Source organism: Lysobacter koreensis, from assembly GCF_042677045.1.
GTDB lineage: Bacteria > Pseudomonadota > Gammaproteobacteria > Xanthomonadales > Xanthomonadaceae > Lysobacter_K > Lysobacter_K koreensis.
Map to the genome: position 1 here is coordinate 310,430 of NZ_JBHTIH010000004.1, position 15,092 is coordinate 325,521.

The window sequence follows — 15,092 nt, forward strand, 5'->3', positions numbered from 1 at the left end:
GCAGCGTATGCACAGCAACCAGCGCGAACAGGCGATCCGCAACTGCAGCCACAAGTGGAGCCGCCAGTACCAGCCCGGCGACACCCGCGTGCGCAGCTGGCAGAAGCTCGGCCCGGAACACGTGATCCACCTGCTCGAGACCGCCACTGCCGGGGCCCGCACCGACGCCAATGCCCTGCTGCGCCAGCTGGCGCGCTCGCCGTGGCGGATCGGTGCAACCGTGCACGCCGGCGGCAATGGCGACGCACGCGGCGTCGATGCGCAGCCGCATCTCACCGTGGCGGTCGCCGGCCGCAGCTACCATCTGCGCTGCAAGGAACAGCCGGGCCTGCACGTGATCGGCGTCACCGCCTGAGTTGTTCGATCGATGCGCAGGCGGGTAGCGCCCGTCTGCCGCGCGGCAATCCGCGGAGCCGTCGCACCCCGTAGTTTGTGTTGATCGCAAGGAAGCGAACCGATGGATGACCTCGCCACGTTGTTGACGGCCCTGGCGGCCGGACCGAAGCAGCACGACCGCCTGCTGCGGCTGCACACGCCGCTGGGCGCGGACGTGCTGGTCGCCGAAACCCTGGACGGGGTCGAATCACTTTCGCCGTCGCCGCGCGGCCTTGCCGGCTTCGCACTGCAGCTGACCGCGTTATCGATCGACGCGCACCTCGACCTGGCGGAATTGCTCGGCCAGCAGGTGCTGCTGGAACTGCGCACCGCAGGAAGTCCTCTTGGGGGGCTGGCCGCCGATTCGATCGATGAGCTGCGCCCCGAAGGAAGTACCCCTGGGGTGCGGCCGTTCCACGGTCATGTCAGCGCGTTCGAGCGGGTCGGCAGCAACGGTGGACTCGCGCGCTACCGGCTGCGGGTGGAGCCGTGGCTCGCGTTCGCGCGCCAGCGGATCGACAGCTACGTGTTCCAGGACATGAGCGTGGTCGAGATCGTCGAGTCGGTGTTCGCCGACTACGCAGAACAAGGCAAGCTGGTGCCGGCGTGGCGCTGGGAGCTTGCCGATCCGGCGGCCTACCGCACGCGCAGCGTGACCACCCAGTACGAGGAAAGCGACCTGGCCTTCGTCGAACGCCTGCTCGCCGAGGAAGGACTGTTCTACTGGTTCGAGCACGCCGGCGACCCCGACGGCGAGAGCCTGGGCGTTCATACCTTGGTGCTGGCCGACGACAACGCCGCGTTCGGCGACGCCGGGCGGGTGCGCTTCCATCGCAGCGATGCGACCGAGCGCGAGGACAGCATCCAGCACTGGAGCGCGACCCGGCGCTGGCAGACCACGCGCCTGCAACGCGCGAGCTGGGACTACCGCAGCCTCGACGTGCGCACCACGGAGGCCAGCGGCGCGCCGACAGGCGAGGTCGCACTCGAGGACATCGACACCGCCGGCCCGTACGCCTACCCCGATCGCGCCACCGGCGACCGCCGCGCGCGCCAGCAACTAGAAGCGCTGCAGGTCGCGGCCGACAGCGTGCGCGGCCGCGGCAGCTGGCGCCGGCTGCGGCCGGGCGCGTGTTTCGAGTTGACCCAGCATCCGGCGTACCCGGACGCGAGCAGTGCCCGCTTCGCCTGCGTGGGCGTGCGCCACCGTGCGCGCAACAACCTCGGCGCGGAAGTGTTCGCGCAGATCGAACAGCAGCTCGGCTTGGCCACGCTGCCGGCGCTGCGGCTGCCCGCAGGACTGGACGGGGCCGCTTTCGAGCCCCTCTCCCCCCGGGAGAGGGGTTGGGGTGAGGGTTCGGGACCCGAAGGCGCCCCAGCCCGCGTCGACTCCGCGTCGAAGCCCGCCACCGACTTCTACCAAAACACCTTCGACGCCCTGCCCGCCGCCGTTCCCTACCGCGCGCAGACCGCCGACGGCCACGGCCTGCGCCTGCATCCCAAGCCGACCGTGCACGGCACCCAGACCGCGATCGTGGTCAGCGACGGCGCGCCGTTGCAGACCGACCGTGACCACCGCATCAAGGTGCAGTTCGCCTGGCAGCGCGGCAGCAACGCCGGCAACCGCCTCAACCACGCGGCCGGCGACGACAACGCCCCGGCCACCGCCGGCGCCTGGACCTGGGTGCGCGTGGCCACGCCGTGGGCCGGCGACAACTGGGGCGGCGTGTTCGTCCCGCGCCGCGGCCAGGAAGTGCTGGTCGCGTTCCTGGAAGGCGACATCGACCGCCCGGTCGTGATCGGCAGCGTCTACAACGGCCGCGGTCAAATCGATGCGCCGCACAACCAGCTGGTCGGCGGCGCCGCCGGCGCGACCGGCAACGCCCCGGCTTGGTTCGACGGAAATGGGCACGCGCCGGTGTTCACCGGCTTCAAGACCCAGGCGCTGGCCGACAGCCAGGGCGGCAGCGGCGGCTTCGGGCAGTTGCGCCTGGACGACACTCCCGGCCAGGGCCGCGCCCAGGCCTCGACCACCCAGCACGACAGCACCCTGACCCTGGGCCACCTCAAGGGCGGCCGCGACAACCTGCGCGGCACCGACCGCGGCTTCGGCGCGGAACTGGCCACCCAGGCCGGCGGCGCCCTGCGCGCCGGCGCCGGCTTGTTGCTGAGCACCGAGTCTGGCGCGCAGCAACTGTCCGCGCCGATCGCCGAACAGCAACTCGCGCTGGCCGAGCAACTGCTCGCCGGCCTCAACGACGCCGCCAGGAACCAGGGCGCCGGCCTGCCCGAGGAAGCCGCCGAGCTGCGCGCGCAGACCGCGCTCAAGCAACTGCAGGAAACCCTGCGGGCGACCCAGTCCGGCCGCGCCGCCGGCGACGGCATCGGCGGCGGCGAAGGCAGCGCTCCGGGCTGGTCGAACCCGGCCATCGTCGCCAGCAGCCCCGACGGCATCGCCAGCGTCACTCCGGCCGACCAGGTCTGGGTCGCCGGCACCCAGGCCACGCTCAGCGCCGACCGCGACCTGCACTGGCTCAGCCAGGGCGAAACCGTGGTCAGCGTCGCCGGCGGCATCGCCCTCTACACCCAAGGCCATGACGCCCCCGCCGGCAAGCCGAACCAAGAGAAAGGCATCGCCCTGCACGCCGCGCACGGCCCGGTCAGCGCCCGCGCCCACGCCAATCGGGCGCGCGTCGCCGCACAGACCAGCGTCACCATCGCCAGCACCCAGGCGGACATCAACGTCGCCGCCAGCCAGCACATCCTCGCCACCGCCGCCGGCGCCTACCTGCGCATGGAAGGCGGCAACATCGAACTGGGCGCACCGGGGAAGATCGAGTTCAAGGCGAGCAAGAAGGCGTGGACGGGGCCGCACGCGTCGCAAGCCAGTCTTCCATCGCTACCGAAAGCTGCCCTGAACCTCCCCGAGACCAAGAAGAAATACAGCCAGCGCTTTGACTTCAGCGAAATGGTGGTGAGCGGAAGTCATACCGGTCTGGCCCTCGACAACGCGCCGATTACCGTAACCACCAAGTCGGGGGAGTACCTCGCTACGCTGCGCACCGACGCTCAGGGAGTATCGACCCGCCTCTTCACTGATGCTGAGCAGGACGTAATCGCATGGGTAGGCGACGGAGAGTGGGAGATGGAAGAGGAGTTCGAAGTGGACTGCAGCGGGGATGACGACGTCGACGGCGAACTGGTTGAGGATGCGACATGACGGACGCCGCAAGGTTCTACAGGGTTCGCGCCGGAGACTCCCTGAGTCGCATTGCCAAGCGGAACAACACGACCGTTACACAACTGGCAAAAATCAACGGGATCAAGGACGTCAATCGAATAGGCGCGGGTCAACTTCTGGCGTTGAAGCCCGAGAGCGTCCTACGGGTGGACGTCCAGCTGCTGGATCGTGATCGCAACCCTTTGCCGAATGCGAAGGTCAGACTTGAGCACAACGGCCGGATACTCGACCGAGCCAGCGGAAAAGATGGGCGAGTGCCAGGGGTTACGACCCAGCAGCCAGACGACGTAGTAAAGGTATGGATCCAGCGCGCCGATCAAACGTGGAAACTAATGGCGCAAACCACCTCGGACTGGGGCAACAAACTGGTCACCTTGGTCAGTCCTAAGATCAGAATCGAGGCCAAGACCTACCCGCACCCTCAGGATGGCCAAGGTCGCCCGGTAGCAGAGTCTAAGAAACCGCAGCGCGTATCTGCTGCAAAGGCACCCGATGCCAATCCGCCAAACACCAAGAGCGGCAACGTTCAAGGACGTGAGCCACTGAACTCGCCAAGAGCGACCGTCGCCACGGGTGACCCGCAAAGCTTGTTCTCGAATGTGCTGGCCCAGCTCGGGATCAAGTCAACCGCAGTGACATATCAGAACGGATTGCCTTCGTACCTGATTACAAACGACCAGTCTGAGCTCGAGTTTCTGGGTGGATACACTGGCGCGGTGGTTAGCGAAGCGGACTATCAGGCGGCAGCGAAAAAGCTGAATTGCGAAGTGGCCGCCATCAAGGCGGTTGCAAAAGTCGAGTCCGGCGGCAAGAGGTCATTCGACAGCAAGAATCGACCAGTCATCCTCTTCGAGCGACATAAGTTTCACAAGCATACCGGCGGAAAATTCTCGGAAGAGTATCCCTGGCTATCGTCGAAGAAGGGCTACAGTCTTGCCAACACCAAAGCAAAGAAGGCGCTTCTGAAAGCGGAACGTCAGGCAGGTACGCACTCGACTGGCGACTTCTATGGTGCTACGTCGGACACCAACTATGTGCGCCTGGCCAAGGCTTATCTCCTCGATAAGGACGCGGCACTAAAATCCTGCTCTTGGGGAAAGTTTCAGGTGCTAGGTGAGAATGCCGAATGGTTGGGCTACCGCGACGTTTCCGAGTTCGTGAAGCTCATGGCTGTTTCCGAGAGTGAACATCTGGATAGCTTTGTTCGTTTCGTCAAGAACAACCATGCCGCTCTCAAGGGAGTTCAGACCTTGGACTGGGCAAAGTTCGCCAGCGCCTACAACGGCAAGAACTACAAGGCGTTCAACTACGACGAGAAGATGCGGAAAGCTTATGAAATATATGCAAAGAAATAGCTTGTACGCGATAGCTTTCGTCGTTCTTGCAGGCTGTGGCCAGGAAAGCGCAGACGCTCGTGCGACAAGCGCCAAACAGCCACCTGCAAGCGACATAAATGAAACAGCAGGTGCGACGCTGTGCCAATCCGATGAACATGTCGTGTTCAGCTGCGGAATCGAGCGAAGCAGGAAGACCGCCTCGGTTTGCGCATCGCCAGATATGAACGATAGTCAGGGCCACATCGTCTATAGGTATGGACGGCCGGGTCGTGTCGAGCTGACCTATCCTGAGATCGCCTCAGGAAGCTTCTCCAAGTTCTTCTACGCCGAGTACACGCGGCCGCTGCTTACTCGGCAGACCTTGCGGTTCATCAACAAGGATCACGAGTACCTGATCGAGGTCGAGAACAACTCCGAGGAGTCGCCTCACACCTATGGCGCCGGAATCTCTGTGTCGGGACCCAGAAGCCTGGAGCTCGAGTTGAAATGCGCAAGCGACGGCTTGACCGGCATCGACGCCAATGTCGAGGGCGTATTACCTTGTGATGGAGAAAGCGTGTGGGCCGAATTCAGTTGCCCCAACTGACTCGCAGACACGGCGAAGGTCGTGGCCCTGATCATTTTCATGTGCTCGGACCTAGGCGCTCGATAGCCGTTCTGCTGGCGGTGCTTTGTGTCAGTTCAAACGTTGCGAGCGCCTATGCGGGTGCCCCGTTGAGGGTAGGCGGCGGCGCCGAGATTGATGCCTGCGGCGCGGTCGGACGGGTGGCGGGGCTGCGCGCCGGAGGAGATGGCTTCCTGGCCGTGCGGAAAGGGCCTGGCAAGAACTTTGATCTGGTGGACAAGATCTTCAACGGACAAGTCGTTTTCATGTGCGACTCCGCGAAGAACGGTGCTTGGCTCGGCATCGTCTATTCCACGTCCGAAGAAAGTGATTGCGACGTCACCTCGCCCCTAGCGGATGCACGCGCTTACATGGATGTGTGCAAATCGGGATGGGTGAGAGCGTCCTGGGTAAAGCTCATCGCGGGCTGATCGCTTCTGGCGGCCGGTTCGAGTGAACTGCCCCCGCCTGCGGAGTACTCACAACTCGCAGTCGATTCTGTCGGAACATTGCCATGGCACATTCAACGCCACTTCTAGCCGCGTTCCTTGCTACGGCAGCGCTCTGCAGCTGCACTACAGGCGCGCCTTCCGGCAAGGTTGCAGCAGGCCTCGCGCAGCACTGCATGGCCGTAGCCGGCAGCGATCGAATCGCAATAACGGCCTATGCCCGCAATGCCGTCAGCGTGTGCGCGGTCGGCGGCGATGAGGATTGTTTGTAAACGGGCGAGTCTGGCAAGACCTACGGGCATGCCACGCCGGACCTCAACGCCGATGGTCGCGCCGATGCAGTAATCAAGGATTACACCAATGCGTACGGACTGCACGAGGTCGTCCACTTCATGTCGTTTGCGCAGTGCGACGACGGTAGTTACATCAAGGTTGCCGACGACATGCTCCGGGACGTGTCAGTTGCACTTTCGCAGGGCCGGGAAGGTTGGGCGGATCTTGAGGTGGCGAGAACCTGCTTCAACGATGCGTTAGGGGAAACTCAGACCCGTCAGTTCCGACTCAGTTTTGATCCCGCGCAGTTCCGCTACGGGCCGCCAGACGACGATCCGGAACTCGCCGAGTTCTGCAGCGCCAAGGAAGTGGCGCTGCCAACAGCAGACAACAAATCGGGCTGATGTCATGTTCAGAGCACTTTCCAGGGAGTAACGATGATCCGATTGCGTGGATGGGCGACGGATCTGCCGGGGCTGTTGATTGGCTTGGTGTTGCTGGGCTGCAAGCCTTCGGCTTCGGTGTCCGCCGTCGAGGCCTCGCGTTCGCGGCTGGCCGTGCCGACACCGGCTGCGACCGAGTCCGCCGTTACCGAAGAAAGCGGCTTGCCGAAACGGCTGACGCTGGGGAGCGGAGAGGGCTGCCAGCGAGCGCTCGAGATCCTCGCGACCTGTGCGCACGAGACGTCCTGCTCGGCCGAGATGACGATGTTCCTGCCGTCTGCGTCCCGCAGTCAGCACGTGTTGTTGACTCGACAGTCCTGGTTCTCCCCGCAGCAGTTTGATCGTTACTGCGAGCGGGCGTGCAACGTTAAATCGGCTGAGGTCGATCGGGCCCAGTTTGAACAGGATGTTTGCGCCGGGGAAACGGCGCCTGCCAAGCAGGCAGAACATGCGGAGGCAATCGCGTTGACCATCGACGGGGTCCCCATGCCGACAGACGGATTTCCGCTAGATCAATTGATCCGGAAACTGGGAAAACCCGAGCACATCGCTGAATCGAAGTTCAGCTGTGACAGCGCCTTCGAGGAAGAGGGCACGCAGGAATACATTTATCCGACCTTGACGTTCGAGACCGACGGGGGCATGGCCGTGCTGCGCTCAATGAAGGTGGTGGGTGGCAACCGGGTCGCACTGCCGGGCGTCGTGTCCATGGCGGGGTATGCCGAAGCGGAGTTCCAGAAGCTGCTTGGCTTGAAGGCCGAGTTGTTGAAGGGCCACACCTACCGAACCAGCATCGTTCCCGGCGGCGATTTCGAAACCGCGTACGACTTCTCCTTTGTCCACGGCAAGCTCGACAGAGTCGAATACTGGATCGGCTGCTGAGTCTGGAGCGACGTTGACGGGGCCATCCGGGCCCGCGCGGCGAACATGGATTTCTCGCTCGGCAGCAACGGCAGCACCGCCGTCGTTCGCTGGCCGACGCCAGCGACCTCTAGGTTGCCAATCAGGTTGTACCGAGGCGCCCAGCAAACCAGCGCCGCGGTCACAGGACCATCAGGCACGCCCGTCAGCCCTCCGCGCGGTTGTTGCGAGCGCGTCTGAGCGACGACAATGGGCCTTTCCCGCCGGATCGTCGGGTCCGGCCTGGATCCGACGTCCTCGATGAGCCGTCGATGACGAATCGCAGTTTTCCCGACTATCCCTTTACGCCCCAGCGCTTCGACGTTCGCCCCGGCATCGCCATGAGCTTCCTCGACGAGGGGCCGCGCGATGGCGAGGTGGTGGTGATGCTGCACGGCAACCCGTCGTGGAGTTTTTACTGGCGCAAGCTGGTTCGCGGCTTGTCCGATCGCTACCGCTGCATCGTGCCCGATCACGTCGGCATGGGCCTGTCGGACAAGCCAGACGACGCGGCTGGTGCCGCGCCGCGCTACGACTACACGCTGCAATCGCGGGTCGATGACCTGGCGGCGCTGCTGCGGCACCTGGGCATCGACGGGCCGCTGACGCTGGCGGTGCACGACTGGGGCGGGATGATCGGCTTTGGCTGGGCGCTGACCCACATGCCGCAGGTGCGGCGGCTGGTGGTGCTCAACACCGCGGCGTTCCCGTTGCCGGCGACCAAGCCCATGCCGTGGCAGATCGCGATGGGCCGCCATTCGCGCGTCGGCGGCCTGCTGATCCGTGGCTTCAACCTGTTCGCGCGCGGCGCAGCGTGGTTCGGCACCCGGCGGCGGATGCCGGCGGCGGTGCGCCGGGCCTACATCGGCCCCTACCGCGGCTGGCGCAACGCGATCAGCACGCTGCGCTTCATGCAGGACATTCCGTTGGATGCGCGCGACCGCGCGTGGCCGCTGCTCGAGGCGTCGGCGCAGCGCTTGCCGCAGTACGCCGACCGGCCGGCGTTTATCGGCTGGGGGCTGCGCGACTTCGTGTTCGACCGGCACTTTCTCGCCGGCTTCACCGCGGCGTGGCCGCAGGCGCAGGTGCACGCATTCGAGGACGCGGGGCACTACGTGCTGGAGGACAAGGCCGGCGTGCTGGTGCCGGCCATCCGCGAATTTCTCGACACGCATCCGATGGCCAAGGCCGATTCCGCCTGAACGGTAACGGCCGGCGGCTTGCCGTCGACAATGAATGCGCCGATCGTGACTTCGTGGACACACTGCTCGTGACACGGTTGGGACCAGGTTCCGGGGGGCGCGGGGAATGGCCTACGAAGTAAAAAAAGATGAGCAGCTGGAAATGGTCGATGTGCGTTACAGCGACCGCGTGCCGGTCGCCGAACGCGTCCTGGCGCTGGACGAAACCCTGGAGATCCTGCGTGCGACCGAGATCCGCCGCATCCTTATCGACTACGACCGCGCGCGGTTGCCCGACGACCCGATCCCCACCCAAAGCGGGTTTGCCACCCTGATCGCCACCAACGCTGAACTGAAGCGGTGCCGGATCGCGTTCGTCGGCAGGGCTGGGCATACCTTCAACATCGCCGTCGAGAACATGTCATCGGCGCGCGGCTATTCGTTCGAGCGCTTCTTCGACCGGGATTCGGCGCTGGCGTGGTTGCTGGCCTAGCGGCGGCTCGCGGCTACGGCCTGGCGTAAGCCTCGACGCGATCGCGCCCGGCGCTCTTGGCGGCGTATAGGGCGGTATCGGCATTGCGCAGCAACGATTCCGCGGACTCGCCCGGCTGCGCGCTGGCCAGGCCTATCGAGATGCTGACCGACTCCAGCTGGTCCATGCCAAGGCGGACCCGCAGTTTGCCCACCTGGACACGCAGCGCCTCGGCCCGCTCGATCGCCACCGGAAGCGGGCTGTCCGGCATCAGCAGCACGAACTCCTCGCCGCCGTAGCGGCAGACGATGTCGCTGCTGCGTACGAACTTCTGCAGGATGGCCGCCAACTCCACCAGCACCAGGTCGCCGGCCTCGTGCCCGAAGCGGTCGTTGAACCGCTTGAAATGGTCGACGTCGATGACCGCCACCACCAGCGGGTTGCCAGTGCGGGCGGCGAGCGCCAACTCACGGATCATCGTCTCCTCGAGGAAACGCCGATTGAACAGCCCGGTGAGGGGGTCGCGGATCGACTGGTTGTGCAGTTTCTCGCGAAGCTGCAGGTTGGCCCATGACATGGAAAGCTGTTCGGCAATCAACTCGGCCGACTCGCGTTGCCGGTCGGTGAAGGGCACGGCCGGTGTGTCCTCGAAACGGCACAGCTGCAGCACGCCCAGCATCTCGCCTTGCGCCGCCAATGGCAGGCACAGGCTCCAACTGACCGGCACGCCAATCGACGCGGTGTGCGGGCAGGGAATTTCGACCATGTTGACGCCTGTGCAATAGGGCTGTGCGGCACGCACCGCGCGGCACTCGTCCGGGTGCCACACCTGGCCTTGGCCGATGTCCGGCCAGTTCCACTGCGCGAGCCGCTCGGCCAGGTCGTGCGAGCCAGACACCGCGTAAATGGCGCCCGCCATGCCCGGAAACATCACCTCGCTCATGCGTGCGGTGACCTCCTGGGTTTCCGCGATGCTGTTGGACGTGATCAGCAGCGCCTGGAAGCTGTCCATCGCCGCGCTGCGACGGCGACGGTCGGCAAGTTCGGCCGCCATCAGGTTGAAGGCCGTGCTCAACGCGCCGATCTCGTCGCGCCGCAGCACGCGCACGCGCTTGTCCAGGTCGCCGCGGGCCACGGCGACCGCCGCCCTGGTCGCGGCGGTGATCGCGCGGATCGCGTCGAACATCAACAGCAGGATCAGCGACAGCCCGATCGCGAGCGCTGTTACCGGCCCCAGCATGGCGATCCAGCGCGCACGGTCTGCCTCCGCGGTGGCCCGGGCGGCGTCGCTGCGCTGCTCGGCCAATTCTTCCTGGAACGAGGCCTGCATCAAGCTGCGGATCCGGTCGATGCGGTGCTTGCCGCGCCGGGTTTCGGCGATCGCCACCAGCCGCCGCTCGTCCGCCTGAAAGCGTTCGGCCAATGCCAGCAGCCGCGGAGCATAGGGGCCGCGCGAGCGGACCATCGACAAGGCAGCCGCCAGCTCCTCGGCACGTGGGCCAGCGGGCACGAGCCGCTGCCGGTCCTGCAGCACAGCAAGCAGCCGTGCCTGCTCCCCGGTGGGTGACCCGCCGACCGAAGGCGCCGATGGCGGGGTCGCGGCAAGCCGGCGCAGATCGTCGTGGAGGCCCACCGGTGATCGCCGACGCAGCGCGATCACCGGGCTGGCGAAGTCCTCGCGCCACAGCAGCAGCAACGCGCGCACCTCGTGCAGCTTGGCGAGGTGATCGGGTTCATCGGCTTCCGTCTCCTCCAGGCGTGCGAACACCTGGGGCAGCTGCGTCCACACCGTGTGATACGGCTGCAGGAAATCGGGGCTGCCGGTGATCAGGTAGCCGCGCAGGCCGGTTTCGGCGCTGAGCACGAGGTTGAGCAGGGTGTAGCGCAGCGCCATCGCCTCGCTCGACTCGGCGATGGCGGCTTCGCTGTCGCTGGATGCATCGAGCGTCCTCACCAGCGAGACGGACGCCAGCAGGACGATCAACAACGGCACGACGAAGCCGAACGCCATCTGCTTGCGCAGGGAGATCCGGCGCCACGCCCGCACCCGCGCGGGGCTGCCATGGGAACCCGGTGCGATCCCGATTTCTTTCTCCACCTGCGAAACCGCATCTCGCATGCAACTCTCCGGTCAAGCGCACCTACGACTGACAGCCAGGGCATCCGATACCCGAAGCCCGCGCGATAACGGGCGAGTAGAACAGGGTTTCGGGAGCGTCTGGGTGAAACCATTCCGCGCCGGTGCGCCGAACCCAGGCGGGCGACGGACACCGCGCCTTACAATCGCGCCATATGATCGCCCCGTGCAACATCGCCGCGGCCTTGCCGTTGTTGGCCGCGCAAGCCCCCGACCGCATCGCGATCCGCTGCCCCGGCACCCGTGGGCCAGACGGCTTCGCGCGCTACGACCTGACCCTGAGCTACCGCGAGCTCGACGCGCGCAGCGATGCGATCGCGGTGGGCCTGGCGCTGCGCGGCATCGCGCGTGGCACCCGCGCGGTGGTGATGGTGCGGCCGGGGCCCGAGTTCTTCCTGCTGATGTTCGCGTTGTTCAAGGCCGGCGCTGTGCCGGTGCTGGTCGACCCGGGCATCGACAAGCGCGCGCTGCGGCAATGCCTGGACGAGGCACAGCCGCAGGCGTTCATCGGCATCCCGTTGGCGCAGGTCGCGCGCGTGCTGCTGGGCTGGGCGAAATCGGCGCGCATCCGCATCACCACGGGTACGCGGGCGTGGCTCGCCGATGCGACGCTGGCGCAGGTCGAGCGCGACGGTGCGGACGCGCCACAGCAACTGGCAGCGACGCAGCCCGACGACGTCGCCGCGATCCTGTTCACCAGCGGCTCGACCGGCGTACCCAAGGGCGTGGTGTACCGACACCGTCATTTCACCGCGCAGGTGGCGATGCTGCGCGACGCCTTCGGCATCGTGCCCGGCGGCGTCGACCTGCCGACGTTCCCGCCGTTCGCGCTGTTCGATCCGGCGCTGGGCGTGACCTCGGTGATTCCGGACATGGACGCGACCAAGCCGGCGCTGGCCGACCCGCGCAAGCTGCACGATGCGATCGCGCGCTTCGGCGTCGACCAGCTGTTCGGCTCGCCGGCGTTGATGGCGGTGCTGGCACGGCATGGCGCGTCGTTGCCTGGGGTGACGCGGGTGACCTCCGCCGGCGCGCCGGTGCCGGCCGACGTGGTCGCGCGCATGCGCGAACTGCTGCCCGACGACGCCCAGTTCTGGACGCCGTACGGCGCGACCGAGTGCCTGCCGGTGGCAGTGATCGAGGGCCGCGAACTGCAGGCCACGCGCGACGCGACGCAGCGCGGCGCCGGCACCTGCGTCGGCCGCGCGGTCGCGCCGAACGAGGTGCGCATCATCCGCATCAGCGACACGGCGATCGCGGACTGGTCGAATAGTTTGCTGGTGCGTGAGGGCGAAGTCGGGGAGATCACCGTCGCCGGGCCAACCGCGACCGACAGCTACTTCAACCGCGACGCTGCCACGGCGCTGGCCAAGATCCGCGAACGCCTGGCAGATGGCAGCGAGCGCGTGGTGCATCGCATGGGCGACATCGGCTACGTCGATGGCGAGGGCCGCCTGTGGTTCTGCGGGCGCAAGTCGCACCGCGTCGAGACCGCGATGGGGCCGCTGTACACCGAGCAGGTCGAGCCGGTGTTCAACCCGCATGCGCAGGTGCGGCGCACGGCGCTGGTCGGCGTCGGCGCGTTGGGGGCACAAGTGCCGGTGCTGTGCGTGGAGCTGGAGCGCGGCGTGCCGGCGCGCGACTGGCCGCGGATCGAACGCGAGCTGCGCGTGCTCGGCGCGACCCAGCCGCACACCGCGCGGATCGAGCGGTTCGCGCGGCATCCAGGGTTTCCGGTCGACATCCGCCATAACGCCAAGATCGGACGGGAGAAGCTTGCGGCGTGGGTGGCGAAGAAGGTGTAGGGGAAGCGACAGCAAGAGCCGACCCCCTCCCAACCTCCCCCTGCTTCGCAAGGGGAGGGGCAAGAAGCAACAACACCAACAGCAACAACACCAACAGCAACAGCAACAGCAACAACACCAACAGCAACAACACCAACAGCAACAACACCAACAGCAACAGCAACAGCAACAACACCAACAGCAACAACACCAACACCAACACCAACACCAACACCAACAGCAACAGCAACAGCAACAGCAACAGCAATCGGACGCGAAGCTGGTTTTAGCTCCCTCCCTTTCGCATAGCGAAGGGGAGGGCTGGGGAGGGGTAGCTCATGGAGGAGGCGAATCATGGACAGCCTGCGTCGCAATGCACGTGCGCTCCGCAACAGATCGACGGATGCCGAGCGCCAGCTCTGGCGCTACTTGCGGGGACGACAGCTGGATGGGTTCCGCTTCCGTCGGCAAGTGCCGCTGGCCGGCTATGTCGTGGACTTCCTTTGTCCACAAGCGAGGTTGATCATCGAACTCGATGGCGGCCAGCATTTGGAACAGATCGCGTATGACCAACGGCGGACTGCGGCGTTGGTGGGGCTTGGATATCGTGTGGCGCGGTATTGGAATGACGATGTACTGATGAAAATCGACGACGTCGTCGCGGATATCCATCGGCATATCACGGAGGGCTTTACCCCTCCCCAGCCCGTCCGGCCCGCAGGCATAGCCTGCGGGCGTTCGTCAGGCCGCAAGCTGATGGCTTGCAAGCGGCCCTCCTCACCCCCTTCGCTATGCGGAAGGGAGGGGGCCAACAGCAACAGCAACAGCAACAGCAGAAACAGCGAAAGCAACAGCAACGAAAGCAGCGAAGGCGAAGGCGAATGAAGATCCTGGTCACCGGCGGCGGCGGGTTCCTTGGGCAGGCCTTGTGCCGCGGGCTGCGCGCGCGCGGGCACGAGGTCGTCAGCTTCAACCGCGGCCGTTACGACACGCTCGACGCGCTCGGGGTCACGCAGGTGCAGGGCGACCTCGCCGCGCGCGATGCGGTGGTCGCCGCGGGCCGCGGCTGCGACGCGGTGTTCCACAACGCCGCCAAGGCCGGGGCGTGGGGCAGCTACGACAGCTACCACCGCGCCAACGTGGTCGGCACCGACAACGTGCTGGCCGCGTGCCGCGCGCACGGCATCGGCAAGCTGGTCTACACCTCGACGCCAAGCGTCACCCACCGCGCCACCCACCCGGTCGAGGGCGGCACCGCGGACACGGTGCCCTACGGCGAGGGCTTCAAGGCGCCGTACGCGACCACCAAGAAGATCGCCGAGCTCGCGGTGCTCGCGGCCAACGACGCGACCCTGGCGACGGTCGCGCTGCGGCCGCGGCTGATATGGGGCGTCGGCGACAACCAGCTGCTGCCGCGCCTGGTCGCGCGCGCCAATGCCGGCCGGCTGCGTTTCGTCGGCGACGGCGAGAACCGCGTCGACACCACCTACATCGACAACGCCGCGCAGGCGCACTTCGACGCGTTCGAGCACCTCGCACCCAACGCCGCGTGCGCCGGGCGCGCGTACTTCATCAGCAACGGCGAACCGAAGACCATGCGCGAGACGCTCAACGGCCTGCTCGGCGCGGTCGGCGCGCCGCCGGTGACGAAGTCGATCCCGTTCGGTGCCGCCTATGCCGTCGGCGTGGTCTGCGAGGGGCTGTGGCATGCGCTGCCGCTGCGCGGCGAACCGCCGATGACGCGTTTCCTGGCCGAACAGCTGGCCACGACCCATTGGTACGACATGGCACCGGCGCGGCGCGACTTCGGCTACGTGCCGCAGGTGTCGTTCGCGGAAGGACTGGCACGCCTGCGCGCGGCGCATGTCGCCGGCGCAAGCGGTCGATCCGCGTAGG

15 protein-coding genes are annotated in these 15,092 nt (G+C 66.3%); 13 read left to right on the forward strand and 2 right to left on the reverse strand.

Annotation, left to right across the window (positions count from 1 at the left end):
* Positions 1-7: 7 nt before the first annotated feature.
* The 5 genes from ACFQZQ_RS11090 to ACFQZQ_RS11110 all read left to right on the forward strand — a co-directional run bounded on the left by ACFQZQ_RS11090 (position 8) and on the right by ACFQZQ_RS11110 (position 5,988).
* Positions 8-355 carry a hypothetical protein gene (locus ACFQZQ_RS11090; RefSeq protein WP_386812854.1) on the forward strand — a complete coding sequence of 116 codons (348 nt, stop codon included), beginning with the start codon at positions 8-10 and terminating at the stop codon, positions 353-355.
* A 102-nt stretch (positions 356-457) separates the two neighbouring features.
* On the forward strand, positions 458-3,595 hold the full coding sequence (tssI, locus tag ACFQZQ_RS11095) for a type VI secretion system tip protein TssI/VgrG (protein WP_386812855.1): 3,138 nt from the start codon (positions 458-460) through the stop codon (positions 3,593-3,595).
* Complete coding sequence (locus ACFQZQ_RS11100) at positions 3,592-4,971, forward strand: LysM peptidoglycan-binding domain-containing protein (RefSeq protein WP_386812856.1); 1,380 nt, start codon at positions 3,592-3,594, stop codon at positions 4,969-4,971. Before tssI ends, ACFQZQ_RS11100 begins: the two co-directional genes overlap by 4 nt.
* Positions 4,949-5,539, forward strand: coding sequence for a hypothetical protein (locus tag ACFQZQ_RS11105; RefSeq protein WP_386812857.1), 591 nt, complete (start codon positions 4,949-4,951; stop codon positions 5,537-5,539). Before ACFQZQ_RS11100 ends, ACFQZQ_RS11105 begins: the two co-directional genes overlap by 23 nt.
* A 128-nt stretch (positions 5,540-5,667) precedes the next feature.
* Positions 5,668-5,988, forward strand: a complete 321-nt coding sequence (locus tag ACFQZQ_RS11110; protein ID WP_386812858.1) for a hypothetical protein — start codon at positions 5,668-5,670, stop codon at positions 5,986-5,988.
* Positions 5,989-6,092: 104 nt separating this feature from the next.
* On the opposite strand, the gene ACFQZQ_RS11115 is transcribed toward ACFQZQ_RS11110, so the two are convergent.
* Positions 6,093-6,395, reverse strand: a complete 303-nt coding sequence (locus ACFQZQ_RS11115) for a hypothetical protein (RefSeq protein WP_386812859.1) — start codon at positions 6,393-6,395, stop codon at positions 6,093-6,095.
* A 3-nt stretch (positions 6,396-6,398) separates the two neighbouring features.
* On the opposite strand from ACFQZQ_RS11115, the gene ACFQZQ_RS11120 reads away from it, so the two are divergent.
* From ACFQZQ_RS11120 to ACFQZQ_RS11135, 4 genes are all read left to right on the forward strand, one after another.
* A complete protein-coding gene (locus tag ACFQZQ_RS11120) occupies positions 6,399-6,683 on the forward strand; it encodes a hypothetical protein (RefSeq protein ID WP_386812860.1) in 285 nt (94 codons plus the stop codon).
* 33 nt (positions 6,684-6,716) lie between these two features.
* On the forward strand, positions 6,717-7,604 hold the full coding sequence (locus ACFQZQ_RS11125; protein WP_386812861.1) for a hypothetical protein: 888 nt from the start codon (positions 6,717-6,719) through the stop codon (positions 7,602-7,604).
* A 290-nt stretch (positions 7,605-7,894) separates the two neighbouring features.
* Complete coding sequence (locus ACFQZQ_RS11130; protein WP_386812862.1) at positions 7,895-8,824, forward strand: alpha/beta fold hydrolase; 930 nt, start codon at positions 7,895-7,897, stop codon at positions 8,822-8,824.
* 106 nt (positions 8,825-8,930) lie between these two features.
* Complete coding sequence (locus tag ACFQZQ_RS11135; RefSeq protein WP_386812863.1) at positions 8,931-9,296, forward strand: hypothetical protein; 366 nt, start codon at positions 8,931-8,933, stop codon at positions 9,294-9,296.
* 13 nt (positions 9,297-9,309) lie between these two features.
* Here ACFQZQ_RS11135 and ACFQZQ_RS11140 read toward each other — a convergent pair whose 3' ends face one another.
* Complete coding sequence (locus ACFQZQ_RS11140) at positions 9,310-11,394, reverse strand: sensor domain-containing diguanylate cyclase (protein WP_386812864.1); 2,085 nt, start codon at positions 11,392-11,394, stop codon at positions 9,310-9,312.
* 173 nt (positions 11,395-11,567) lie between these two features.
* On the opposite strand from ACFQZQ_RS11140, the gene oleC reads away from it, so the two are divergent.
* The 4 genes from oleC (at position 11,568) to oleD (ending at position 15,091) form a co-directional block, all read left to right on the forward strand.
* On the forward strand, positions 11,568-13,217 hold the full coding sequence (oleC, locus tag ACFQZQ_RS11145; RefSeq protein ID WP_386812865.1) for an olefin beta-lactone synthetase: 1,650 nt from the start codon (positions 11,568-11,570) through the stop codon (positions 13,215-13,217).
* Positions 13,196-13,486: a hypothetical protein gene (locus ACFQZQ_RS11150; protein WP_386812866.1), complete on the forward strand. Its 291-nt coding sequence runs from the start codon at positions 13,196-13,198 to the stop codon at positions 13,484-13,486. The genes oleC and ACFQZQ_RS11150 overlap by 22 nt, the downstream gene beginning before the upstream one ends.
* A gap of 64 nt (positions 13,487-13,550) precedes the next feature.
* Positions 13,551-14,081 (forward strand): endonuclease domain-containing protein, encoded by a 531-nt coding sequence (locus ACFQZQ_RS11155; protein WP_386812867.1) that lies wholly within the window; start codon positions 13,551-13,553, stop codon positions 14,079-14,081.
* Complete coding sequence (gene oleD, locus ACFQZQ_RS11160; protein ID WP_386812868.1) at positions 14,078-15,091, forward strand: 2-alkyl-3-oxoalkanoate reductase; 1,014 nt, start codon at positions 14,078-14,080, stop codon at positions 15,089-15,091. The genes ACFQZQ_RS11155 and oleD overlap by 4 nt, the downstream gene beginning before the upstream one ends.
* The last annotated feature ends 1 nt before the right edge of the window (position 15,092 follow it).

Bases quoted from the DNA above. Each gene is read 5' to 3' on its own strand.
- ACFQZQ_RS11090 (WP_386812854.1), top strand. From the start codon at position 8: ATGCACAGCAACCAGCGCGAACAGGCGATCCGCAACTGCAGCCACAAG.
- tssI (WP_386812855.1), top strand. From the start codon at position 458: ATGGATGACCTCGCCACGTTGTTGACGGCCCTGGCGGCCGGACCGAAG.
- ACFQZQ_RS11100 (WP_386812856.1), top strand. From the start codon at position 3,592: ATGACGGACGCCGCAAGGTTCTACAGGGTTCGCGCCGGAGACTCCCTG.
- ACFQZQ_RS11105 (WP_386812857.1), top strand. From the start codon at position 4,949: ATGAAATATATGCAAAGAAATAGCTTGTACGCGATAGCTTTCGTCGTT.
- ACFQZQ_RS11120 (WP_386812860.1), top strand. From the start codon at position 6,399: ATGTCGTTTGCGCAGTGCGACGACGGTAGTTACATCAAGGTTGCCGAC.
- ACFQZQ_RS11125 (WP_386812861.1), top strand. From the start codon at position 6,717: ATGATCCGATTGCGTGGATGGGCGACGGATCTGCCGGGGCTGTTGATT.
- ACFQZQ_RS11130 (WP_386812862.1), top strand. From the start codon at position 7,895: ATGACGAATCGCAGTTTTCCCGACTATCCCTTTACGCCCCAGCGCTTC.
- ACFQZQ_RS11135 (WP_386812863.1), top strand. From the start codon at position 8,931: ATGGCCTACGAAGTAAAAAAAGATGAGCAGCTGGAAATGGTCGATGTG.
- ACFQZQ_RS11140 (WP_386812864.1), bottom strand. From the start codon at position 11,394: ATGCGAGATGCGGTTTCGCAGGTGGAGAAAGAAATCGGGATCGCACCG.
- oleC (WP_386812865.1), top strand. From the start codon at position 11,568: ATGATCGCCCCGTGCAACATCGCCGCGGCCTTGCCGTTGTTGGCCGCG.
- ACFQZQ_RS11155 (WP_386812867.1), top strand. From the start codon at position 13,551: ATGGACAGCCTGCGTCGCAATGCACGTGCGCTCCGCAACAGATCGACG.
- oleD (WP_386812868.1), top strand. From the start codon at position 14,078: ATGAAGATCCTGGTCACCGGCGGCGGCGGGTTCCTTGGGCAGGCCTTG.